Raw genomic sequence first — 23,715 nt, 5'->3', positions numbered from 1 at the left:
CCATCAGTAGTGAATGTAAAAACATGATAACCTATTGCGGTGAGGGGGAAGCAAATGGGTACAATTGAGGTTTACAAAGCGAAACATCCGATTCGTTTTGTGACAGCTTCGAGTTTGTTTGATGGACATGATGCAACGATTAATATTATGAGAAGAATCATGCAATCAAGCGGTACTGAGGTGATTCATCTCGGCCATAATCGTTCAGTTGAGGAAGTAGTAAATGCGGCGATACAGGAGGATGTTCAGGGGATTGCTGTTACATCCTATCAGGGTGGCCATTTAGAGTACTTTAAATATATGTATGATTTGTTGAAGGAAAAGGGAGCGCCGCATATTCGGATTTATGGTGGTGGTGGCGGAGTCATTATTCCCCGAGAAATCAAAGAACTTCATGATTATGGGATTTGTCATATTTTTTCCCCTGAAGACGGAAGAAACCAAGGGCTTCAAGGAATGATTAATAAACTACTTAAAGAATGTGATTTCTCGACCATTCAAGCGTCTCAGCCAGATCAATTTGACGAATTACTAACGGGGAATCCGGTTGCTGTTGCAAAGTACATTACACTTGCTGAGAACAAGATGGCGATGGATGCTGAAACAGCGGCAACAGCGGAGCGCCTCCTTGAACAAATTAAGACATCTAATAAATTGACACCGGTTATTGGAATGACAGGAACAGGAGGAGCGGGAAAAAGCTCCTTAACCGATGAATTAATTCGTCGTTTCCTTAACGAAATTCCGGAAAAGAGAGTGGCTGTACTGTCCATTGACCCAACCAAACAGAAAACAGGTGGTGCCTTACTTGGTGATCGTATACGAATGAATGCCATATTCTCTAATCGCGTGTATATGCGAAGCCTTGCAACACGCCATTCCAAGACAGAGCTATCATTAGCTATCCGTGATGCGATTTCGGTAGTCAAGGCGGCTGGTTTTGACCTAGTCATCGTGGAAACGAGTGGAATTGGGCAAGGTGATGCTCAAGTCGCTGAAGTTTGTGACGTTTCTTTATATGTAATGACAAGTGAATTTGGAGCACCTTCTCAATTGGAAAAAATTGATATGATTGATTATGCAGATTTGGTTGTTATCAATAAATTTGAACGGAAAGGTTCAGAAGATGCCAAAAATCAGGTGCAAAAGCAATATCAACGAAGCAGGATGCTTTTTGACCGTGACGCAGAAGAGATGCCCGTTTTTGGGACCATTGCTTCTCAATTTAATGACGTGGGAACAAATGCCCTATTTGCTGTATTAATAGAGAAGGTAAATGAAAAGACAGGAACTTTATGGACGACTAGCTTTTCAAAGCAAGCTGACGTGAAGAAACTAAACATGATTATTCCCAATAATCGCCGTTACTATTTACGTGAAATTACAGATACAGTCCGGAATTATCACCATCGCACGGAAGAACAGGCGAAAGTAGCCCGTCGTTTATTTCAGCTCGAAGGAGCCATTGACGCAGTCAAACAGCAAGACACAGGTCAAACTGTTTGGGAAGCTCTTGAAGAATTGCGTATCGAAACAGAAGAAAAATTAACGGAAGAATCCAAAAAAATCCTTACTGAATGGGATGGTTTAAAAGAAAAATATTCTGGAGATAAGCTGACTACAAAAATACGGGATAAAGAAATTGTCACTGAACTACGCCAAAGAAGTTTATCAGGCTTATCGATTCCGAAAGTATCTCTGCCTAAGTTTGTTGACTATGGAGAAATTATTCGTTGGGTTTATTTGGAGAATATTCCTGGGAGATTTCCTTATACTGCCGGAGTTTTCCCATTCAAACGACAGGGAGAGGATCCAAAACGTCAATTTGCGGGCGAAGGCTCACCTGATCGAACGAACCGACGCTTTCACTATTTATCTAAAGATGATGATGCCAAGAGACTTAGCACAGCCTTTGATTCCGTTACTCTATATGGTGAAGACCCTGATCATCGACCAGATATTTACGGAAAAGTAGGGGAAAGTGGAGTTAGCATTTGTACGTTAGATGATATGAAAAAGCTCTATCAAGGCTTTGATTTATGCCACCCCTCCACATCGGTATCAATGACCATCAATGGTCCAGCGCCGATTATTTTAGCGATGTATTTAAACACAGCCATTGAACAACAAGTTGTCATGAAAGAAATCGAACTAAAAAGAACAGTAACGCAAGAGGAAATGGAACAAATTAAATCGTATACACTCCAAACAGTACGTGGAACGGTTCAAGCTGATATTCTCAAAGAAGATCAAGGTCAAAACACATGTATCTTCTCGACGGAGTTTGCCCTAAGAATGATGGGAGATATCCAGGAATACTTTATTCATCAGAAAGTGAGGAATTATTATTCTGTCTCCATTTCCGGTTACCATATCGCAGAAGCTGGCGCTAATCCCATTTCGCAATTAGCCTTTACACTGGCGAATGGCTTTACGTATGTAGAATATTATTTAAGCAGAGGCATGAGGATCGATGATTTCGCTCCGAACTTATCATTTTTCTTCTCGAATGGGTTGGATCCGGAATATACGGTAATCGGTAGGGTAGCGAGAAGAATTTGGGCAACGGTTATGCGTGATAAGTATGGGGCAAATGGACGAAGTCAGAAATTGAAATATCATGTCCAAACATCTGGTCGCTCGCTACATGCACAGGAAATTGATTTTAACGATATTCGCACGAGCTTACAAGCACTGATGGCTCTCCAGGATAATTGTAATTCTTTGCACACAAATGCTTACGATGAAGCGATTACGACACCTACTGAGGAATCAGTTCGCCGCGCTATGGCGATTCAAATGATTATTACGAAGGAACTTGGGCTTTCCAAAAATGAAAACCCTCTTCAAGGTTCGTATATAATTGAAGAGCTTACCAATTTAGTTGAAGAGGCCGTCCTTTTGGAATTCGACCGAATAGATGATCGGGGTGGGGTTCTCGGTGCCATGGAAACTCAATATCAACGCGGAAAGATTCAAGATGAATCGATGTATTATGAAATGAAGAAACATTCAGGAGAACTGCCGATCATTGGAGTTAATACGTATTTGAACCCTAATCCGCAAAGCGCAGAAGAACTTGATACGATGGAACTAGCACGAGCTACTAGTGAAGAGAAAGAAGGTCAAATCGAGAACCTTCGTATCTTCCAAAAACGTAACATCGATCAATCTGAAGAATCGTTACAACGTTTAAAAAAATCGGCCATGAATGGAGAAAACATTTTTGTCGAGCTGATGGAATGTGTGAAATATGCAAGCCTCGGACAAATCACCCGTGCCTTGTATGAGGTGGGTGGCCAATATAGAAGAAATATGTAAATAAAAATGCAAGGGAAATTCCATTTATGTCTGTATTCGTGATGGAATTTTTTTAGGGAAATATGCTAAAGTGGTAATGATTGATCGCTAAAAAGGTAAGGATCCCTATTATAATGCGTGTTCAAAAAGGAGGATAAAAAGAGCCGAAAAGTTCGAGGAGCGCATCTCTCTATACCTGCACGTATGCGGTAATACGTACAGGTATAGAGAGACAGAGCTTTGATGCAATTCGACAGCTACTTTTTACCGGACTTTTTGAACATCCTCTTATAAGGTTCTCTTGCTTTTTCAAAAGATCTGTCATAAGCATAGAATCTAAGATTAACTAGCATAAACCTCCTGGTATTGTTTATAATGGATAGTATGTTTAGCGGGAAGAGCAATAGACGATACAGAATGATGTATGAATATCTTTTGTTAGTTTTGTTTAAAGGACATAGGAGCGGGGCTTCGTGACTTACTATATAGTCAATCTGCTTTGCGGGTATACTTATTTTATTAAGAAAGTCCCCCGAAGTCCGGCTCCGCACCGCCACCATTGTGATTAGATGAGTGTAACGTGTAATAGGATTTATCCTTCATAGTAAATGGTGGCGTTTTAACGCCATATTTGTTTTATATGAAAGGACACTTACAGAGTGTTTGATATAGAGAAAGGAAGTGCCGAACTTGAGTTTAAAATCATACTCAAAAGAAGAATTATTAGAAATGTCATTGCTTGAAGTGGCTTATGAATTGCTTGTAGAAAAGAATGCCCCTCTGTTATTTGATGATTTAGTAAAAGAATTGGCTGCTTTGAAAGGATTAACGAAAGAACAAATTAAAAGTATAATCCCGCAATTTTATACGGATTTAAATGTTAATGGACGCTTTACTTGTTTAGGTGAAAATCGCTGGGGATTGAAAACATGGTATCCGGTTGATCAAATCGAAGATGAGGTTGTCCATGTTGTTAAGCCGAAAAAGAAAAAGGCCAAGAAAGCTTCAGTCATCGAGGATGATTTTGAAGAGCTGGATGAGGATGATTTAGGTTTTGAAGAAGATATAGAAGATCTTGATGAGGACGAAGATGATCTTCTTGATGATCCGCTTGATGAGGATGTTGACGATGATTTAGTCGAAGACGAGGAAGAAGACCTTGATGAAGAATTAATAGACGAAGATGAACTTGAATTAGATGAGGAAGAAGACCTTGATGAAGAAGTAGAAAAAGAATAGGGATTTCCTTGACTTTTTCTAGCGGAATTTGTAGAGTCATCTTTGGGCTCCTTAAAAAAGGACAGGATAATAAATATATCGCTCCCTTACATCTGTAAGCGGAGCGTTTTGTTTTTTATTAGAAAGCGGAAGCACTGTTTCAATCTCTGAGGCTGCTTGCGTTAGACAGGAAGGTAGGTTTTAAAAAAACATAAACTTTCTATCTGTTGAAAACAAAGCTACGTAAAATGATGGATTGCTGAATGAATCATTCAAATAAACATCATTTTTTTATTTTTTATGGATTCGTATAAATGGTCCTGCAATTAAAGGGGAATCTGAAAGAATGGACTTAGGATGTAAGAAAAATTAACATAGGCGACAATTATGTAAGAGAAGTTGAAGGGGGATACAACATGACAAAGTATATTTTCGTAACAGGCGGTGTCGTTTCTTCGCTAGGTAAAGGGATTACGGCAGCATCATTAGGACGATTATTGAAAAACAGAGGACTAAGTGTAACCATTCAAAAATTTGATCCGTATATCAATGTGGATCCAGGAACAATGAGCCCGTATCAACACGGTGAAGTGTATGTAACCGATGATGGTGCTGAGGCCGATCTTGACTTAGGTCATTATGAGCGTTTTATTGATATAAATGTTGGAAAACATAGTAATGTGACAACAGGTAAAGTCTATTCGACTGTTATTAGAAAAGAGCGTCGAGGCGATTATCAGGGTGGAACGGTACAAGTTATTCCTCATATTACGAATGAAATCAAAGAACGTGCATTTTTAGCAGGAAATGAATCAAATGCAGATGTTGTCATAACAGAAATCGGCGGAACTGTGGGCGATATCGAATCGCTTCCATTCCTTGAAGCTATTCGCCAAATCAAAAGTGACATCGGTCGTGATAATGTGATGTATATTCATTGTACCCTTGTTCCATTTATTAAAGCAGCGGGAGAATTAAAGACAAAACCGACTCAGCATAGCGTAAAAGAGTTGCGAAGCCTTGGTATTCAGCCAAACCTCATCGTATGTCGTACGGAAATGCCAATTTCTCAAGATATGAAAGATAAGATTGCTTTATTCTGTGATATTGATAAAAAAGCAGTCATTGAATGTCAAGATGCGGATACCCTTTACTCCATTCCTTTAGCACTTCAAGCGCAGAATATGGACCAAATCGTTTGTGACCACTTGAAGTTGGATTGCAAAGAAGCTGATATGACAGAATGGAAAGAGCTTGTTAAAAAAGTTACGTCCCTTTCAAAAACTACAAAGATTGCTCTTGTTGGGAAATACGTTGAACTTCAAGATGCATATCTTTCGGTTGTTGAAGCATTGAAGCATGCAGGCTATGCGCATGATGCGGATGTTGAAATTGATTGGGTTAATGCTGAACGTGTTACGAGAGAAAATGTCGAAGAACTATTGGGTAAAGCTGATGGGATTCTTGTACCTGGTGGATTCGGTGATCGTGGTATTGAAGGGAAAATTGCAGCTACCGAATTTGCTCGTAAACAGAAAAAACCTTTCCTTGGTATTTGCTTAGGTATGCAGCTAGCTTCCGTTGAATTTGCTCGTAATGTGCTTGGTCTAGAAGGAGCACACTCAGCGGAAATTAATCAGGATACACAGCATCCTATCATCGATCTTCTTCCAGAACAAAAAGACGTGGAAGATTTAGGTGGAACATTACGTCTAGGACTGTATCCATGTAAACTAATAGAAGGTACAAAAGCCTACGATGCTTACGGACAACAAGTGGTTTATGAACGTCACCGTCATCGTTATGAATTCAATAACCATTATCGTCAAGCTATGGAAGAAGCAGGATTTGTCTTCTCCGGAACGAGCCCAGATGGTCGCCTTGTTGAAATTATTGAATTGAAAGATCATCCATGGTTTGTAGCTTCTCAATTCCATCCAGAATTCATTTCTCGTCCAAATCGTCCACAACCACTATTCCGTGATTTTGTGGAAATGTCTTTGAAAGCATAATAAATAATGTAAAAAAAACGAGGGTTTCCCATAATGAAAGAGTCAGCAACCGCCATATACAGAAGAATCTCTGAACTATGTGTGCGTGGACGGACCTTTTGGGATACCCTCGTTTTACTTAATTTGATATGGAAGTTTCACTTTATTCTTCGCTATACTCCAAAAGAATTTCTTCAAGTGTAGATTTAATTCCATAATAGGCAAACAAAGCGATCGTTAAATGCGGAAAGCCGACGCGGTTTCCTGAGTCGTCTGGAATTAACCCTCTTTGCAACCGTAAATTAATGTGTACATCAGAATAGTGCTCGATGGATTCTCCATCAGCATCTAAGGAAGTGGCGATTGTTACAAAAGGGATCTGTTGGTCTCGCAGTTTTTTTGCAAGCTGTATGGCTGATTCATCGGTGGAGTATCTCGTAAACAAGATAACGCGATCGGCCACAGTTAACGAAACACTTTCATCAAAGGGTCTAGCACTTGAGAAAGGTTCTGCGCCGTAAAAAGCTTCTGAAAGAATGCCTCCCATCTCTTGGAAACCTTTGAGATAAATCGTACCATCACTAATAGCCGCTTGAGCAAGAAGTCTTGCACCATCTTCGAAATTGAAGCTTTCTTCATCAAGCATCTTTTTATATAATCCAGTTAACTGGGTGGAGAACATTTTTAACATGGATAAAACTCCTTTCAATCACTATACTCACAAACTGAATGCATTTAATTATAAGGGAAAGTATTTTGATTTGAAAGGAAGCCACTAAGTTAATTACGTTTTTTCATCGACTAAAGCAGTATCAAATACTTTAAAGTTTCTTTGAATTTCCCATTTTTTTAAAAATATAGTATTTTAATTTGAGTGAATAGTTTACAATTGTAAAGAAGGAACCATATCTAACATCAACTGACTATAATACAATACTTTGAATAGTAAAAAGGTAGAGCTTGTAAATACTAAAACGGATAAGTATTCGAAACGGCAATAACAAATAAAAGGAAATGTCTACTAATGGGGTTCTTCAAACAAAAGCGATTTTAAATTTTGTGCTTTTGTAATACCTTACTGATGGTTAGTCAAATAGATATAATAATTTTATTCAGAAAGAAGTGAGAGTATGGCAGGGAAAGTTCTTATTGTCGATGATCAATTCGGTATCAGAATATTATTAAATGAGGTGTTACATAAGGAAGGGTATGATACATTTCAGGCCGCAAATGGTGTGCAAGCACTTGATATCGTTACGAATCATTCACCAGACTTGGTTCTTTTGGATATGAAAATTCCTGGTATGGATGGAATTGAAATACTAAAGCGTATGAAGCAAATAGATGCTGACATCCGTGTCATCATTATGACTGCTTATGGGGAACTTGATATGATTCAAGAAGCGAAGGACTTAGGAGCACTTACTCATTTTGCAAAGCCATTTGATATAGACGACATTCGTAAAGCAGTGCGTGAACATATACTTATTCAATCCAACTAATTGACTTTGAATTGATAAATGAATAAAAGCTAAATGAAACTTTTCTATTTTCTCACAGATGCACGCCTGCCCTTTTTGAAGGAAAAAAGGACGCGGCCATCTTAATGCTGGAACTATTTAAATGGCAAATTCAACGAGATTTTGTGTGAAAACTATAAAATAGCGACGATTTAATATATAGTATTTTTGTATGGTGAGTAGACTAATTTTCGTGATTCTTTCTCTTTTCAAGATGATTGTACTTCTTGTAAAGTCGTTTTATTTTCTGTAATAAAACTGAATATTCTTACGAATGTAGAAATTGTTGCTGTTTTTTGTTTGACTTGATATGCTTAGAGGGATAAGGAGACATTCACATCCTTGAATAAGTTATAAGGTTTGTGGAAATCTCTAAAGTGTATTTGTAAGTAGAAGAACATTTACTGTAGGAGGAAATGATTATGCCTTTAGTATCAATGAAAGAAATGCTTAATAAAGCTCTTGAAGGTAAATATGCAGTTGGTCAGTTTAACATTAATAATTTGGAATGGACTCAAGCTATTTTAAGTGCTGCCCAACAAGAAAAGTCACCTGTAATTCTTGGAGTATCAGAAGGTGCAGCTCGTCATATGGGCGGATTTAAAACAGTTGTTATGATGGTTCAAGGCCTATTAGAAGATATGAAGATTACAGTTCCAGTTGCAATCCATTTAGACCATGGTTCAAGTTTTGATAAATGTAAAGAAGCCATTGATGCTGGCTTTACATCTGTAATGATTGACGCTTCACATCACCCAATCGAAGAAAATATTGAAACAACGAAGAAAGTTGTTGAATATGCTCATTCAAAAGACGTTTCTGTTGAAGCTGAAGTTGGAACAGTTGGCGGACAAGAGGATGACGTGATTGCAGATGGTGTTATTTATGCTGACCCTAAAGAATGTGAAGATCTAGTTAAACAAACAGGTGTTGACTGCTTTGCTCCAGCTTTAGGTTCTGTACATGGAGAATACTCAGGTGAACCAAACCTAGGATTCAAAGAAATGGGAGAAGTTCGTGACTTAACACAAGTTCCGTTAGTTCTTCATGGTGGAACTGGAATCCCAACAAAAGATATCCAACAAGCGATTTCTTTAGGAACTTCTAAAATTAATGTAAATACGGAAAACCAACTTGCTTTCACAAAAGCTGTTCGTGAAGTATTGAACAACGATGCAAAAGCATATGATCCACGTAAATACATCGTACCTGGTCGTGAAGCGATTAAAGAAGTAGTTATTGGCAAAATCCGCGAATTCGGTTCTGCTGGACAAGCGTAAGCTTTAATTTAAAGTGAACAAGGGTTTCTCTTCTATTTTGCATACTATGTGAAATGGAAGAGAAACCCTTGTTTTATTTTTAGGCTTATTATAGCTCTATCTCCATGAAATGGCAATTCCGCGTGAATGAACCAAACTTGTATTAATCACAATATTGTTTAACAATGTCTATTTTTTAAAAGACAAAAGGGATTTCTTTTGATCCCAAACGTAGATTCTTCTTTAAAACGCATTTTTAATAGCTATCTTCCCGTATGTGTGTGCAAAACATTCATAAGTTTCTGCTCCTAATCTAGCGATGAAAAAGGTTCAGGTACTAAAAACTAAATCATCTTATGAAGGAGGCGGTGAAGAGCTGTTTTTGCGAAGAACCGCCCCTTTTCCATTAAACAGTTGGAATTTTTTTCACAATCATATAAACTAGAGGAAACAATGAAATTACACATTAGGAGGGTTATTTCAAAAACGCCCAATATAGAAGATAGGTTAAGAACCGTTCTTTAATAGAAAAAGGAATGGAGCTATTTCAAATATTGGAATGTAAGATAAGTGTGTAAACGCTTTCTATGATGCTATGCATTCCGATCCAGACTAAATCTTCCATACTTTTTAACTAAAAAATTTTTTAAAATTTGTATACATGACTTTTGGATTTTTGTGCAAACTAGTAAAGTGAAAACTAAGAAAAGTATATGTGTGTAATGGTAAAATATCCCATTATTCCTTTTGGGTGAAATTTTCTCCAGTGCTAGCGTAGAAGGGAGTTTATTATGGAAAAACTTAAGATTGCAGGTGGGTACCCGTTACAAGGGAGTATTCGAGTAAGTGGGGCTAAAAATAGTGCCGTTGCCCTCATTCCTGCAACAATATTAGCAGATTCTACCGTTACAATTGAAGGATTACCAGATATATCGGATGTTCAAATGTTGAAAGCGCTCCTTGAGGAGATAGGTGGCGAGATTGATTTTCGGGATGGAGAGATGACTGTAGATCCATCAAAAATGATTTCAATGCCATTGCCAAATGGGAGAGTGAAGAAATTACGTGCTTCTTATTATTTAATGGGAGCCATGCTTGGGAAGTTTAAGAAAGCTGTTATTGGTTTGCCTGGTGGGTGTCATCTAGGCCCTCGTCCGATAGACCAACATATTAAGGGATTTGAAGCGCTCGGTGCCCAGGTTACGAATGAGCAAGGCGCAATTTATTTAAGAGCAGATGAACTTAGAGGCGCAAAAATTTATCTAGACGTTGTAAGTGTGGGAGCAACTATTAATATTATGCTTGCGGCGGTACTTGCGAAAGGCCGCACGGTCATTGAAAACGCAGCTAAAGAACCAGAAATCATTGATGTGGCGACATTATTGACAAATATGGGCGCGAGAATTAAAGGAGCTGGCACAGATGTTATCCGAATTGATGGTGTTGAAAAATTAAACGGATGCAGACACACAATTATTCCTGATAGAATCGAAGCTGGTACATTTATGATTATGGCTGCAGCGGTTGGACAAGGCATCATTATTGATAATGTCATTGCCCAACATGTAGAATCTTTGATTGCCAAACTAAGGGAAATGGGCGTGAATATAGAAACAGGAGATGATCAAATCTTCGTCTCTCCTGGATCTCAATTAAAGTCCGTAGATATCAAAACGCTTGTCTACCCAGGTTTTCCTACAGACCTTCAACAACCTTTCACATCATTATTAACGAAGACAACCGGTTCAAGTATGGTTACAGACACGATTTATGGAGCAAGATTCAAGCATATCGATGAACTCCGTAGGATGAATGCAGCCATTAAAGTTGAGGGACGTGCTGCCATTATTAATGGGCCTGCTCAACTCCAAGGGGCGAAAGTAAAGGCAAGTGATTTGCGTGCTGGAGCGGCTCTGGTTATTGCGGGGCTTATGGCTGAAGGAATCACGGAAGTAACAGGCCTTGAACATATCGACAGAGGCTATAGCCATCTTGTTGAAAAGTTATCAGGGCTTGGGGCAACGATTTGGCGTGAAGAAATGACTGTGGAAGAAATTGAACAGTTTAAAAATTAACAATATCCCTAGTGTTCAATGTGTTACGATATTTATTTAAATGTGTTATACTAATTTAAATAAAAGAATATATTTTGTAACACTAAGGGGGGATCGCGATGGAAAGAAGCTTATCAATGGAACTTGTTCGTGTGACAGAAGGAGCGGCATTGGAATCAGCACGCTGGATGGGTAGAGGGTTGAAAATGGAAGCGGATGATGCAGCCACAACCGCTATGCGAGATGTATTTGATACGGTTCCCATGAAAGGGACGGTCGTCATCGGTGAAGGAGAGATGGATGAGGCTCCAATGCTATACATAGGTGAAAAGCTTGGGACAGGCTATGGACCTCGTGTAGATGTGGCGGTAGATCCTTTAGAGGGGACGAACATTGTCGCATCTGGCGGTTGGAACGCTCTTGCGGTCTTAGCTGTTGCAGATCATGGTAATTTACTACATGCCCCTGATATGTATATGGACAAGATTGCTGTTGGTCCTGAAGCGGTAGGGTTAATTGATATCGATGCCTCGATTCTCGACAACTTAAAAGCTGTCGCAAAAGCAAAGAATAAGGATATCCAAGATGTTGTAGCCACGGTGTTAAATCGCGAGCGACACGGAAGGATTATTCAAGAATTACGTAATGCTGGAGCGCGAATTAAGTTAATTAATGATGGTGATGTGGCTGGAGCAATTAATACAGCATTTGATCATACTGGTGTTGATATTTTATTTGGTAGCGGTGGAGCACCTGAAGGCGTCATTTCAGCTGTTGCCTTAAAATGCCTTGGGGGAGAAATCCAAGGGAAACTGCTTCCGCAAAATGACGAAGAAGCTGAACGCTGTATGAGGATGGGTATTGATGTCAATGCTGTGTTAAGAATGGAAGACCTTGTTCGTGGTGACGATGCAATATTTGCTGCAACAGGCGTCACGGATGGAGAATTATTAAAAGGTGTCCAATTTAAAGGGAATTATGGCGAAACTCATTCTGTTGTCATGCGAGCAAAATCTGGCACAGTCCGCTTTGTCGAAGGGCGCCATAGCCTAAAAAAGAAACCAAACCTGGTCATGCGTTAACCTATTCTACCTCGTGGATTTCAGAAATTCTTCAATAAAGGCGGGCGGTTTTCACTGCTCGCTTTCTCTGCAAAAAAATTAAGTTGATTAATTAAAATAAAGAAAGTACAATAAAGGTTGTTTTTATAAACATTTTACATTCAATCAACTATCTATTTATTACTCCAAATTTATGAGCCTTCTATTTTATTCTTCTTTACAAGTAAAGATGTCAATCATTATCTTCTAGCAAAAAGGATACTCTCCCTATTGCCATTTATTTCCCATTCATATAATCTTTGTATAATATGAATGTAACCGTTAATTATATAAAGTGTGGTGCCAAAATGAATTTAACTATTTCGAATTTAGAAAACATGAAATTAAAAGATTTGTACGAACATGCTCGCGAATACAAAGTATCGTATTACAGCAAGCTTTCAAAAAAAGAACTAATCTTTGCGATATTAAAAGCACAAGCTGAGCAAGATGGATTATTATTCATGGAAGGTGTACTTGAAATCATCCCATCTGAGGGGTTCGGCTTCCTGCGCCCGATTAACTATTCTCCAAGCTCAGAGGATATTTATATTTCAGCTTCACAGATTCGCCGATTTGACCTGAGAAATGGTGATAAGGTATCTGGTAAAGTACGACCTCCTAAAGAGAACGAACGTTATTATGGCTTGCTTCATGTTGAAGCTGTCAACGGTGATAATCCAGAATCAGCAAAGGAACGTGTGCATTTCCCTGGTTTGACCCCGCTATACCCTGATCGTCAAATTAAGCTGGAAACGGTTCCGAAATATTTGTCCACTCGAATTATGGATGTGCTTGCTCCAGTTGGGTTTGGACAACGTGGTTTGATTGTTGCGCCACCAAAAGCGGGTAAAACGATGCTGATTAAAGAAATTGCTAATTCAATCACAACGAATCACCCCGAAGCAGAATTAATCGTGCTTTTAATTGATGAGCGTCCTGAAGAGGTAACGGATATTGAACGGTCGGTTGCTGGGGATGTAGTCAGCTCAACGTTTGATGAAGTACCTGAAAACCATATTAAAGTGGCAGAATTAGTTCTTGAACGCGCAATGCGACTTGTGGAACATAAACGTGATGTTATTATCCTGATGGATAGTATTACTCGTCTTGCCCGAGCGTACAATCTTGTGATTCCGCCAAGTGGTCGTACCCTTTCAGGTGGGATTGACCCAGCAGCTTTCCATCGACCAAAACGATTCTTTGGTGCAGCGCGTAATATTGAAGAAGGTGGAAGTTTAACCATTCTTGCAACAGCGCTTGTTGATACTGGTTCACGTATGGATGATGTCATTTATGAAGAATTTAAAGGTACGGGAAATATGGAGCTTCATCTGGATCGAACGCTAGCTGAGAGAAGAATCTTCCCAGCAATTGATATCAGACGTTCTGGAACGCGGAAGGAAGAGTTGTTAATTCCGAAAGACCGCCTTGATAAGCTATGGGCAATCCGCAAAACAATGTCTGACTCACCTGATTTCGTTGAGAAATTCTTGCGCCGTTTAAAACAAACAAAGAACAATGAAGAATTTTTCAGTAAGTTGGAAGAAGAAATGAAAAAAGGCTTGGCTGCATCCAAGCGTTCTTAAACGATAAGAAGAGTTTTATATCGAATAACGATGATCAGATCAAGTGGTCTAGCTTCTCCATAATGGCTTTCTGTCCCGTGTGGATGTACTAACGTTGACGTTAGTCGAAGTTCCGTTATCCGTTACTCTTAGTAAAATGTAACAAGTAGTTGCATATCTCGACTACAGTTGTTATAATAAGTGCATGTGTTTTTACAAATTATGTGAGGGTTACTTATCTTCGCATTGAAGTTATAACTCTGTTTCAGAATGATTCAGGGCAGAAGGAGATGAAAAGAATGAAAACTGGAATCCATCCAAATTATAAACTTGCAAAAGTAATTTGCTCTTGCGGGAATACATTTGAAACTGGTTCAATCAAAGAAGAAATTAAAGTTGAGACTTGTTCAGAATGTCATCCATTCTACACTGGTCGTCAAAAATTCGCTGAAGCTGGCGGACGTGTTGACCGTTTCAATAAAAAATACGGTATCAAATCAGAACAACAGTAATAATGAAAACTTCCGAAACAGGCAAGTGTACGTCCTTGCCTGTTTTTTTATTGCGAATTAATGGTCTTTTTACTAAGATTGCCTGAAAAAAGGCTTTAATATAATAAGTTTGATGGAATTTGAAAGGTGACAGGGTTGTTAACTCTGTTTTTATAGATTAGGTTTTTGGACCAAGAATCAGGACAAAGTGATCGTGAGAAATTGGTCGGAAGAAAGGGTAATAGCTGGAAAGGGGAGTGACTGTTTCAATGTATGAAATGAAACAATCTGGCTGGATTGAATTGATTTGTGGAAGTATGTTTTCAGGGAAATCAGAGGAACTAATTAAAAGAGTCAGCCGAGCTCAGTTTGCGAAACAGAGTATTGCTGTTTTCAAACCTGTTATTGATAATCGCTATGCGAAAGAAGCTGTAGTGTCTCACGATGGATCGTCTGTTATGGCAAAACCGATTTCGCATTCTACTGAGATTTTTAATTATCTCGATAAAAAAATAGATATCATTGCGATTGATGAGGTACAATTTTTTGACGAAGAAATTGTAGACGTTGCCCAGCAACTTGCGGACAGCGGTTATCGTGTCATCCTGGCTGGATTGGATCAGGACTTTCGGGGTGAACCATTTGGGTCTGTACCGACTTTGATGGCGTTGGCGGAATCTGTCACAAAGCTTCAAGCTGTTTGTGCGGTTTGCGGTTCAGCAGCAAGTAGAACTCAGCGACTTGTGAATGAACTTCCAGCTGCCTATGATCAACCTATCATACTTGTTGGAGCCTCTGAAGCGTATGAACCTAGATGTAGACATCATCATATGGTGCCTGGTAAGTCCGAAAAGATGAGAAGTATCATAAAGAATCATACAAAATAATGAAACTGAGGATGACCCTTTGTTAGTGGGATATCCTCAGTTTTTTCGTCATTATGCCTCTTGGGTTTCACCTATGTTTTGTGTCCAATATGGGTAGCCTATCACTAAGCCCGATAAAGGGCAGGATTAAAGGGGGGTTCCGTATGAAGAAAATATGGTCTTTTGTAATCATCGCGTTATTAGCAGGCTGTAATGGCTTGTCGAACAACGCAGGTGACAAGAATAATGCGAATGAAGTTGCCACAAGTAATCTGAATAAGGTAACGAGTGAGAGGGGGCATTATAGTAATCTGCCCGCTGATCAGCTGTTAAATACTCCGAATAGTGTATCGAACGTAGCCCCTTCTACTGGAGCTGATATCGAGCAAGCACGTAAAACAGTCGAGGCAGAAACGGATTATGAGGCAACGAGTGTCTGGGTGAATGGGCTTTCGATGGTTGTGCCCATTGATGATCATGGGAAAATTAAGACAGAATCAGAATGGAAGAAGGAAAAGAAACGAATTCATCGTCTTCTGATTAAAGCCTTACCACGTTATCATATTGATGTAAAACGAGATCATTAATGAAAGATTACCTGATTCAAGCATCCTTCACCCGATTGTCTTTGACGTTGATTATTATCCTATACTATAATTAACATGAAATGGATAAACTAAAAAGCTAAAGAGGCGAATCAATGGATGGTGTGTCCGAAACATATGGATCAGATCTTTTTGGGACATCCTCCTTGGAAATTATGAGGTGAAAAGAGTGTTTGATCGACTACAGGCAGTTGAAGATAGATACGAACGATTAAATGAATTATTAAGTGATCCTGGAGTGATCAATGATTCAAATAAGCTTAGAGAATACTCGAAGGAACAATCGGATATTCAAGATACCGCTATGACGTATAAGGAATATAAAGTCATTCGGGAACAATATCAAGAAGCGAAAGCGATGCTTGATGAAAAGCTTGATGCGGATATGAAAGAGATGGTTAAAGAAGAGTTAAATGAACTTGAATCGAATATTGAAGAGTTGGAAGCTCGGTTAAAAGTTCTTTTAATTCCCAAAGACCCAAATGACAATAAAAACGTAATTATGGAAATCCGCGGCGCAGCTGGTGGAGATGAAGCAGCGTTATTTGCTGGAAGTCTATATCGCATGTATAGCCGATATGCTGAGATGCAGGGCTGGAAAACTGAAATCATTGATGCCAATGCAACAGGACTAGGCGGTTACAAGGAAATTATCTTCATGATTAACGGAAATGGCGCTTATTCTAAATTGAAATTTGAGAATGGAGCACACCGCGTTCAACGTGTTCCTGAAACAGAGTCGGGTGGCCGAATTCATACATCAACAGCTACGGTTGCGGTATTACCTGAAACAGAAGAAGTGGAAATTGAAATCCATGAAAAAGATATTCGCGTCGACACATTTGCTTCTAGTGGTCCTGGGGGACAGAGTGTAAATACAACGATGTCCGCTGTTCGATTAACACATCTTCCGACGAATACGGTTGTTTCGTGTCAGGATGAAAAGTCGCAGATCAAAAATAAAGAAAAAGCTATGAAGGTTTTACGTGCTCGTGTGTATGATAAAATTAACCGGGAAATTCAAGCTGAGTACGATCAAAACCGTAAGTTGGCAGTTGGAACAGGTGATCGATCAGAGCGAATTCGCACGTACAACTTCCCGCAGAATCGTGTGACAGACCATCGAATTGGTTTGACGATTCAGAAGCTCGATCAAATCATGGAAGGGAAGCTTGATGATGTAATTGATGCATTAATTGTAGAGGACCAATCCTCTAGGCTACAAAATGCGGATGATTAAGTCATGTAAAAAAGTATACGAAGCCCTGAATTGGGCTTCTTCTTTTCTAGTGGAGAATAATCGAGATCGGAATGCGGGTGAGATATTACTGCAGTATTATCTTGGAGTAAATCGCTCACAGTTGCTTGCGAGTTTACATGATGAACTTCCCGAACATATAAAAACATCGTTTATTCAATCTGTGGAAAAGCATGCAGAGGGTACGCCTGTTCAATATATTACTGGGACCGAGGAGTTTTATGGCAGAACCTTTAAGGTGAATGAAGAAGTTCTGATTCCAAGACCGGAAACGGAAGAATTAATTGAACATGCACTTCGTAAAATCAAAAAAATGTTTCCAGTAGAACAGTCGCTCACGCTTGTGGATATTGGAACAGGGAGCGGTGCAATTGCCATTACGATGAAGCTAGAATGTCCCAATTTGCTTGTGACTGCGACAGATATTGCGAAACCATCTTTGGATGTTGCTAGAACAAATGGAAATGCTTTATCGGCAGAGGTCGAGTGGGTACAAGGAGATTTATTAGCGCCATTTATTGAAAAGGGACAAACGTTCGATATCCTTCTTTCCAACCCGCCCTATATTCCCGTAGCTGACAAAGAAACGATGTCAGTCGTTGTGACCGAACATGAACCACACCGTGCTTTGTTCGCGGGTGAGGACGGTTTGGACTTTTATCGTCGGTTTATGGAGGAGCTCCCCCGTGTTATGAAAAAACCAGGACTCATCGGCTTTGAATTCGGTGCAGGACAAGGTAATTCAGTTGCTGAAATTTTACAAAAGACATTTCCGAAAGCTTTGGTCAGTGTTGAATATGATATTAATGGCAAGGACCGAATGGTTTTTGCTGAACTTTAAAACAAAAAGTGCTTATAAAGTCTGCTTTCTCCGTTAAAGACCAGTTTTCCCCCGTTGCGGTGGATAAACGGGTCTTTTTCTATAATGTAAATGGATTCTATTAAACTTTTAAAAAGTTAGGATAATCGATACTTTATTTTTTTCTAGATATATAGTTTAAAACACTCCCTTTCTGGCGACACTATTTTTGTGAGGGGAGAGGATAAAGATGAGAAAAAATTTAGCACTTATCTATCTATTAATTTTAACGATTGGAACGATCGTAAGTTTATATATGCCTAAAGTGGAGGCGACAGTTGACGAAACTGAGATGATACCTGACGAAGCGATTAGGTTAAGGATTCTTGCTAATAGTGATTTAGAGGCAGATCAAGCAGTCAAGCGACTCATCCGCGATGAAGTGAATAAGGAGATCACTACCTGGGTTGAAGATTTAACATCCTTAGACGAGGCAAGAACAACCATTTCATCTAATATTCCACAGATCCAGAAAATAGCAGAAAGAATCATAGCGGAAAAAGGTTTGAATCAAACGGTCTCGGTTAAATTCGGTAAAGCTGAATTTCCAACGAAGCTGTACGGCCAATACTTATATCCAGCAGGCGAATATGAGGCGATTGTCATTACATTGGGAGCGGGGGAAGGAGCTAATTGGTGGTGTGTGTTATTCCCACCCTTATGCTTTCTTGATTTTTCAAATGGAACAGCAGTAAGTCAGACACCTTTTGAAGAGGAGGAAGTAGAATCACAGAAACCTATTGAAGAGCAAGAAGAAACGCAAAGTTCTATTGAGTTGATTGAAGAGAAAGAAGAAGCGCAGAGTCCCGTTGAAGAGAAAAAAGAAGCGCGGGGTCTTGTTGAAGAGAAAGAAGAAGCGCGGGGTCTTGTTGAAGAGGAAGAAGAAGTACAGAATCTCACTGAGGATAAAGAGGAATCGCGGGATCTTATTGAGAATAAAGAAGGAACAGAGAGTCTTCTTGACAATAATGAAGAATTACAGAAGCAGCCTGACTCACAACAAGTTCAAGTAGCTGTAAAGCAGGACTCGATCTACAATGGTCAAGAAGAAGAACCGATTATCGTAAAATCATTTTTTGCAGAGCTATTTTCTCAATTATTTTGACCGTTTGTATGAAGGGGAAGGTTGACGACATTGCCAATTAAATTGCAACTGCGTTCTTCTGTTATTGGAGCTGTTTTTGGCTGATGCTACCCTCTTTAGGTTGATCAAGTCGCTTTTCCGTTTGTTCTTACTCGGAGTTCTAGTTTAGGGTTTCTATCATATACCTAGTAAAAAAACTAGAGGGGCGATACGTATGACGATATTCTATCAAGTAAGTGAAATGGACATTCCAGAGTTGGAGCTGTTTTTATCGGAAGCTAATGTAGGAGAGGTAGATTTACAGAAACAATATCATTACTTTGTAGTCGCTAAAGATGATGAAGGTGAAATCTTGGGAACCATTGGATTAATCCCCATCGGAAATTCCGGATTGCTACGATCCTTTGTGATTTCACCTGCATTTCCTACAGAGAAAATTTCAGAGCTTATTCAATGTATGTTACTTGCAGCTAAGAGTCGCGAATTAGCGTCAATCTATCTTGTGACAGAGAAACGAAGCTCGCTCGCGTTTTTTGAAGCGTTTGGTTTTGAAAGAAAAGAAAGTATAGCACAAGAGATAAAAAGTTCTCCACATGTGGAAAAGCTAATCCAACAGGAAAATCGGTGGTTTATGCAGAAAATTCTTTGAATTAATCAACATACCCACAAAGTTATTCACAAACAAACAAGTGTTATCCACAAAATGTGGATAACACTTGTTTTATTTACGGTCATCTTTTATACTTTCAAAGTAACTTTTTTAATAAAAGGTGAAATAATAAGATTCTTTTAATAAGAAATAGAACATAATGTAAAAAAGGTGAAGGTGTTAATGATGGAAACTATTTTGTGGATAGTGGATAAAACTGTGGATAAGAAAAAAGGTTATCCACAACTAATAGAGGCGGCTCATTTACTTGCTGAAAATGAGGTTGTTGCTTTCCCAACTGAGACCGTTTATGGATTAGGAGGGAATGCTAAAAGTGATGAAGCGGTAAGGAAAATATTTGGAGCAAAAGGTCGTCCTAATGATAACCCATTAATTGTTCATATTGCGTCAATGGAACAGTTAAATGAAATTACAGCAGAGATTCCTAAATTAGCGGAAATCTTAATTAAGGAATTCTGGCCAGGTCCTCTCACGCTCATTCTTGAAAAAAAAGAAGGTGTTCTGCCAAATAGTGTGACAGCAGGTTTGCGAACTGTGGGTGTCAGAATGCCAGATCACCCCGTTGCACTTGAATTAATCCGTGCGAGTGGTGTGCCGATTGCAGCTCCAAGTGCTAATACATCAGGAAAACCAAGCCCGACAACGGCAAAACACGTTTCGGCCGACTTAAACGGAAGGATTGCAGGTATAGTCGATGGCGGTCCTACCGGTATAGGAGTGGAATCGACCGTTCTTGATTGTACAGTACCGGTACCTGTCATTCTTAGACCTGGTGGTGTGACAAAAGAAGAAATTGAAGCTGTTATTGGTCCGATTACGGAGGATGCAGCACTTAAAAATCAAGCAGTTACACCGAAGTCACCTGGAATGAAATATACCCATTATGCGCCAAATGCACCGCTTATTTTAATTGAAGGCAAACGGGAATTTTTCCAGCAGCTAGTCGATCAGTATCAAGCAGAAGGCAAGAAGGTTGCGGTGATGGTGCCCGAAGAGCACGTGGATAATTATCAAGCGGATTATCTCGTTTGTTCAGGTTCTCTGGCTAATTTACATTCAATTGCGGCGAAATTATATGATACATTACGGACATTCAACGATCTTGATGTAGATCTGATTTTGGCAGAAGTATATCCAGAAACAGGTATTGGTCAAGCTATTATGAACCGGTTGCATAAAGCAGCAGGACATCAGTTAATCAGGGAAAAGTAAAGACGTGCACAGGACTTGCGGCACTTTCATTTTTCTCATTCTATTTCCCTTTGGACATGCATAACATGAAGTAGGCACGTCCGAGGGGGTAGGGAAAGTGAGTGTAGTTACGGGAGAGCTGGTAACTTTAATGCTTATGGCATTTGCATTAGGAATGGACGCCTTTTCTGTCGGGCTTGGGATGGGGATGTTCAAGTTAAGGCTCAGACAAATCTTGTTCATTGGCTTGACAGTAGGCTTTTTTCATATATGGATGCCTCTAGTAGGTATGACAGCTGGCCGGTTTATTTCGGGGCATTTTGGTGTGTTTGCTGTTTACGCTGGTGGAATTTTACTTATCATTCTCGGGATTCAGATGTGTATATCAGGAATACGAGGAGGAGACGCTCCTCTCCTTGCTCCGGTAGGGAAAGGGTTATTCATTTTTGCCATTAGTGTGAGCTTGGACAGTCTTTCTGTTGGTCTGACTCTGGGGATTTATGGAGCGAAAACATTGTTAACCATTCTCTGCTTTGGAATTGCAGCTACCCTGCTTACCTGGCTGGGTCTACTAACAGGAAGGAAAATTCAAGGATTGCTCGGAGTTTATAGTGAAGTGCTGGGCGGTAGCATTTTATGTGCTTTCGGTTTAAAGCTCTTACTGTCCTTTTAATGATGAATAAACGAGCCGAAGTCAGAGTGTTTTTGAAATCTGGCTTTTTTTTGTTATCCTTTCCGTCGCTTACAACAAGGCGATTATCTGTATAAGTCAGCCTTTTCTAGATATTAGAACATAACCTTATGTTTCTCGTATAAAATGTCAAAATATTGTTCGAATTGTCATGGACGTCCATTAGGATAAAGTGCTACTTTTATCTTAGGGAATATAGAAACGAGATTTTAGGATTAGAGAATGGTCCACTATAATGGAATTGAAGGAGGCTGACTTAATGATTCGAGTATTATTTGTTTGTACGGGAAATACATGCCGAAGCCCTATGGCAGAAGCAATACTACGAGCGAAGAAGCTGTCTGGAATAGAAGTAAAGTCGGCTGGTATATATGCTTCATTAGGCCATCCGGCTTCAGATCATGCAAAAAATATTTTATCAGATCAAAATATACATCAGGCTCATTCTTCTACACTTTTAACAAAAGCTGAAATTGACTGGGCTACACATATTTTCACGATGACAGAAGGACATAAATCTATAATAACGACTTCATACCCACAATCTTCAGATAAGACCTTTACATTGAAAGAATTTGTGCTCGATGACCCAAATAATAGCGATGTTTTCGATCCGTACGGTGGTTCACGAGAAATGTATGAGGAAACCTTCATTGAGCTTCAGGCGTTAATCGAAGGATTAATTAAAAACATTGGTGAATAACAAAAAAACGGATGGTGAATAATGGTTGTGAAAATTGCTCTTCGTTTTACGTTAAAGACACCTTTATCTTTTCTTTCATTTATGACACAATAAAAATAAAAAATCCTGGGGAGGACTCCAATGAAGGTAGCAATCACATCAGATCACGGCGGAATGGTAATCCGTGAAGAAATAAAAAAGTTAATGGACGAGCTTGACATTCCTTATGATGATTTTGGGTGTGAGTGTCAAACATCCGTCGATTACCCGGATTACGCACTCCCTGTTGCGGAAAAGGTAGCGAATGGAGAATATGATAAAGGCATTTTGATTTGTGGAACTGGAATTGGTATGAGTATCGCTGCGAACAAGGTAAAGGGGATTCGTTGTGCACTTGTACATGACGTTTATAGTGCAAAGCTGACACGTCAGCACAATGATAGCAATATGCTTGCGATGGGAGAACGTGTCGTTGGTCCAGGACTTGCCCGGGAAATTGCCAAAGCGTGGTTGGTAGAAGAGTTCGAAGGTGGTCGTCATGCGAATCGAATTGGGAAAATTTCTGAGTACGAGGACAAAAAAGGATCATTCTGAAAGGAAGCGTATTTCATGGCATATGAAGAATTAGAGTTGATCAGAAGCCAATTCAGAACTTTGCTTGCAGAATTTCAACAAGAGGCAGGCTTGACAGAAAAGCAGTTGCTTGTCATAGGTTGTAGCACAAGCGAGGTGATCGGCAAACGGATTGGGACAGAAGGTACGCTAGATGTAGCGAATATGCTCTTCACTGAATTGCAGGTATTTCAGAAACAAATAGGAGCCCAACTTGCCTTTCAATGCTGTGAGCATCTAAATAGAGCGCTTGTTTTAGATAGAGAGACTGCAGAATCAAGAAGGTATGAGGAAGTATCAGTAGTTCCTGTTAGAAAAGCTGGAGGAGCAATGGCCACGGCTGCGTATCAGCAGCTAGCGAATCCTGTAGTTGTTGAGCATGTTCAGGCAGATGCTGGTATTGATATTGGAGATACATTTATTGGGATGCATCTTAAACATGTCGCAGTTCCAATTCGCTCTTCTGTAAAAGAAATTGGAAACGCACATGTTACAATGGCAAAAACTCGTCCAAAACTCATTGGCGGTGAACGCGCTGTTTATAATAATACTTCAGAAAACCAAAGTTGCTCGTAATTTTAGTAAAGCGCTTCTCTTGTCAATATAGAGGAGTGTTTTTATTATGGGGAGTGTATATTACACGAACGATTAATAAAAAATAGACAATAATGTTCGATAAAATTAAATGGATACACT

The 23,715-nt window shown here is 39.4% G+C and carries 21 protein-coding genes; 20 read left to right on the top strand and 1 reads right to left on the bottom strand.

The annotated features are described in order from the left end of the window. Positions 1-54: 54 nt before the first annotated feature. The 3 genes from icmF (at position 55) to ACIQZI_RS19115 (ending at position 6,530) form a co-directional block, all read left to right on the top strand. Positions 55-3,321, top strand: a complete 3,267-nt coding sequence (gene icmF, locus ACIQZI_RS19125) for a fused isobutyryl-CoA mutase/GTPase IcmF (RefSeq protein ID WP_403076044.1) — start codon at positions 55-57, stop codon at positions 3,319-3,321. Between the two features lie 660 nt (positions 3,322-3,981). Further along, a complete protein-coding gene (gene rpoE, locus ACIQZI_RS19120) occupies positions 3,982-4,539 on the top strand; it encodes a DNA-directed RNA polymerase subunit delta (RefSeq protein WP_403076042.1) in 558 nt (185 codons plus the stop codon). A 395-nt stretch (positions 4,540-4,934) separates the two neighbouring features. Beyond that, positions 4,935-6,530 (top strand): CTP synthase, encoded by a 1,596-nt coding sequence (locus tag ACIQZI_RS19115; RefSeq protein ID WP_403076039.1) that lies wholly within the window; start codon positions 4,935-4,937, stop codon positions 6,528-6,530. A gap of 142 nt (positions 6,531-6,672) precedes the next feature. Here ACIQZI_RS19115 and ACIQZI_RS19110 read toward each other — a convergent pair whose 3' ends face one another. Then, entirely contained in the window at positions 6,673-7,200 is a 528-nt protein-coding gene (locus ACIQZI_RS19110) for a DUF2529 domain-containing protein (protein WP_403076036.1), read from the bottom strand. 439 nt (positions 7,201-7,639) lie between these two features. Between ACIQZI_RS19110 and ACIQZI_RS19105 the strand changes: the two genes are divergently transcribed. The 17 genes from ACIQZI_RS19105 to ACIQZI_RS19025 all read left to right on the top strand — a co-directional run bounded on the left by ACIQZI_RS19105 (position 7,640) and on the right by ACIQZI_RS19025 (position 23,595). Further along, positions 7,640-8,011 carry a response regulator gene (locus ACIQZI_RS19105; protein WP_062185363.1) on the top strand — a complete coding sequence of 124 codons (372 nt, stop codon included), beginning with the start codon at positions 7,640-7,642 and terminating at the stop codon, positions 8,009-8,011. Positions 8,012-8,451: 440 nt separating this feature from the next. Continuing rightward, positions 8,452-9,309, top strand: a complete 858-nt coding sequence (locus ACIQZI_RS19100; RefSeq protein WP_062185367.1) for a class II fructose-bisphosphate aldolase — start codon at positions 8,452-8,454, stop codon at positions 9,307-9,309. 770 nt (positions 9,310-10,079) lie between these two features. Further along, positions 10,080-11,363, top strand: a complete 1,284-nt coding sequence (locus ACIQZI_RS19095) for a UDP-N-acetylglucosamine 1-carboxyvinyltransferase (protein ID WP_062185370.1) — start codon at positions 10,080-10,082, stop codon at positions 11,361-11,363. A gap of 98 nt (positions 11,364-11,461) precedes the next feature. Then, positions 11,462-12,424, top strand: coding sequence for a class II fructose-bisphosphatase (glpX, locus tag ACIQZI_RS19090; RefSeq protein WP_403076026.1), 963 nt, complete (start codon positions 11,462-11,464; stop codon positions 12,422-12,424). A gap of 326 nt (positions 12,425-12,750) precedes the next feature. Continuing rightward, the gene (gene rho / locus ACIQZI_RS19085; RefSeq protein ID WP_403076023.1) at positions 12,751-14,031 is read left to right on the top strand and encodes a transcription termination factor Rho; all 1,281 of its coding nucleotides are present in this window, start codon (positions 12,751-12,753) and stop codon (positions 14,029-14,031) included. Between the two features lie 278 nt (positions 14,032-14,309). Beyond that, positions 14,310-14,522 (top strand): 50S ribosomal protein L31, encoded by a 213-nt coding sequence (rpmE, locus tag ACIQZI_RS19080; protein WP_062185380.1) that lies wholly within the window; start codon positions 14,310-14,312, stop codon positions 14,520-14,522. 248 nt (positions 14,523-14,770) lie between these two features. Continuing rightward, positions 14,771-15,388 (top strand): thymidine kinase, encoded by a 618-nt coding sequence (locus tag ACIQZI_RS19075; RefSeq protein ID WP_403076019.1) that lies wholly within the window; start codon positions 14,771-14,773, stop codon positions 15,386-15,388. Between the two features lie 143 nt (positions 15,389-15,531). Continuing rightward, complete coding sequence (locus ACIQZI_RS19070; protein ID WP_403076016.1) at positions 15,532-15,954, top strand: hypothetical protein; 423 nt, start codon at positions 15,532-15,534, stop codon at positions 15,952-15,954. 178 nt (positions 15,955-16,132) lie between these two features. Beyond that, positions 16,133-17,212 carry a peptide chain release factor 1 gene (gene prfA, locus ACIQZI_RS19065; protein WP_172798514.1) on the top strand — a complete coding sequence of 360 codons (1,080 nt, stop codon included), beginning with the start codon at positions 16,133-16,135 and terminating at the stop codon, positions 17,210-17,212. Next, positions 17,205-18,071 (top strand): peptide chain release factor N(5)-glutamine methyltransferase, encoded by an 867-nt coding sequence (prmC, locus tag ACIQZI_RS19060; RefSeq protein ID WP_403076013.1) that lies wholly within the window; start codon positions 17,205-17,207, stop codon positions 18,069-18,071. Before prfA ends, prmC begins: the two co-directional genes overlap by 8 nt. Positions 18,072-18,279: 208 nt before the next feature. After that, on the top strand, positions 18,280-19,194 hold the full coding sequence (gene spoIIR / locus ACIQZI_RS19055; protein WP_403076010.1) for a stage II sporulation protein R: 915 nt from the start codon (positions 18,280-18,282) through the stop codon (positions 19,192-19,194). Between the two features lie 193 nt (positions 19,195-19,387). After that, complete coding sequence (locus ACIQZI_RS19050; protein WP_403076007.1) at positions 19,388-19,822, top strand: GNAT family N-acetyltransferase; 435 nt, start codon at positions 19,388-19,390, stop codon at positions 19,820-19,822. Positions 19,823-20,008: 186 nt separating this feature from the next. Further along, entirely contained in the window at positions 20,009-21,055 is a 1,047-nt protein-coding gene (locus tag ACIQZI_RS19045) for an L-threonylcarbamoyladenylate synthase (protein ID WP_403076229.1), read from the top strand. A gap of 97 nt (positions 21,056-21,152) precedes the next feature. Beyond that, positions 21,153-21,707, top strand: coding sequence for a manganese efflux pump MntP (locus ACIQZI_RS19040; protein WP_062185397.1), 555 nt, complete (start codon positions 21,153-21,155; stop codon positions 21,705-21,707). A 277-nt stretch (positions 21,708-21,984) separates the two neighbouring features. After that, positions 21,985-22,428 carry a low molecular weight protein arginine phosphatase gene (locus ACIQZI_RS19035; protein ID WP_403076004.1) on the top strand — a complete coding sequence of 148 codons (444 nt, stop codon included), beginning with the start codon at positions 21,985-21,987 and terminating at the stop codon, positions 22,426-22,428. A gap of 120 nt (positions 22,429-22,548) precedes the next feature. Beyond that, positions 22,549-23,001 carry a ribose 5-phosphate isomerase B gene (gene rpiB, locus ACIQZI_RS19030; RefSeq protein WP_403076002.1) on the top strand — a complete coding sequence of 151 codons (453 nt, stop codon included), beginning with the start codon at positions 22,549-22,551 and terminating at the stop codon, positions 22,999-23,001. Positions 23,002-23,016: 15 nt separating this feature from the next. Beyond that, positions 23,017-23,595 (top strand): TIGR01440 family protein, encoded by a 579-nt coding sequence (locus ACIQZI_RS19025; protein WP_403075999.1) that lies wholly within the window; start codon positions 23,017-23,019, stop codon positions 23,593-23,595. The last annotated feature ends 120 nt before the right edge of the window (positions 23,596-23,715 follow it).

It is taken from the genome of Peribacillus sp. NPDC096379 (assembly GCF_044762875.1).
Taxonomy (GTDB): domain Bacteria; phylum Bacillota; class Bacilli; order Bacillales; family DSM-1321; genus Peribacillus.
This window is presented reverse-complemented; position numbering and strand designations above follow the sequence as displayed.

Excerpts from the sequence above, each read along its gene's own strand:
- icmF (WP_403076044.1), top strand. The coding sequence starts at position 55 with ATGGGTACAATTGAGGTTTACAAAGCGAAACATCCGATTCGTTTTGTG.
- ACIQZI_RS19115 (WP_403076039.1), top strand. The coding sequence starts at position 4,935 with ATGACAAAGTATATTTTCGTAACAGGCGGTGTCGTTTCTTCGCTAGGT.
- ACIQZI_RS19110 (WP_403076036.1), bottom strand. The coding sequence starts at position 7,200 with ATGTTAAAAATGTTCTCCACCCAGTTAACTGGATTATATAAAAAGATG.
- ACIQZI_RS19105 (WP_062185363.1), top strand. The coding sequence starts at position 7,640 with ATGGCAGGGAAAGTTCTTATTGTCGATGATCAATTCGGTATCAGAATA.
- ACIQZI_RS19100 (WP_062185367.1), top strand. The coding sequence starts at position 8,452 with ATGCCTTTAGTATCAATGAAAGAAATGCTTAATAAAGCTCTTGAAGGT.
- ACIQZI_RS19095 (WP_062185370.1), top strand. The coding sequence starts at position 10,080 with ATGGAAAAACTTAAGATTGCAGGTGGGTACCCGTTACAAGGGAGTATT.
- glpX (WP_403076026.1), top strand. The coding sequence starts at position 11,462 with ATGGAAAGAAGCTTATCAATGGAACTTGTTCGTGTGACAGAAGGAGCG.
- rho (WP_403076023.1), top strand. The coding sequence starts at position 12,751 with ATGAATTTAACTATTTCGAATTTAGAAAACATGAAATTAAAAGATTTG.
- rpmE (WP_062185380.1), top strand. The coding sequence starts at position 14,310 with ATGAAAACTGGAATCCATCCAAATTATAAACTTGCAAAAGTAATTTGC.
- ACIQZI_RS19075 (WP_403076019.1), top strand. The coding sequence starts at position 14,771 with ATGTATGAAATGAAACAATCTGGCTGGATTGAATTGATTTGTGGAAGT.
- ACIQZI_RS19070 (WP_403076016.1), top strand. The coding sequence starts at position 15,532 with ATGAAGAAAATATGGTCTTTTGTAATCATCGCGTTATTAGCAGGCTGT.
- prmC (WP_403076013.1), top strand. The coding sequence starts at position 17,205 with ATGATTAAGTCATGTAAAAAAGTATACGAAGCCCTGAATTGGGCTTCT.
- spoIIR (WP_403076010.1), top strand. The coding sequence starts at position 18,280 with ATGAGAAAAAATTTAGCACTTATCTATCTATTAATTTTAACGATTGGA.
- ACIQZI_RS19050 (WP_403076007.1), top strand. The coding sequence starts at position 19,388 with ATGACGATATTCTATCAAGTAAGTGAAATGGACATTCCAGAGTTGGAG.
- ACIQZI_RS19045 (WP_403076229.1), top strand. The coding sequence starts at position 20,009 with ATGGAAACTATTTTGTGGATAGTGGATAAAACTGTGGATAAGAAAAAA.
- ACIQZI_RS19035 (WP_403076004.1), top strand. The coding sequence starts at position 21,985 with ATGATTCGAGTATTATTTGTTTGTACGGGAAATACATGCCGAAGCCCT.
- rpiB (WP_403076002.1), top strand. The coding sequence starts at position 22,549 with ATGAAGGTAGCAATCACATCAGATCACGGCGGAATGGTAATCCGTGAA.
- ACIQZI_RS19025 (WP_403075999.1), top strand. The coding sequence starts at position 23,017 with ATGGCATATGAAGAATTAGAGTTGATCAGAAGCCAATTCAGAACTTTG.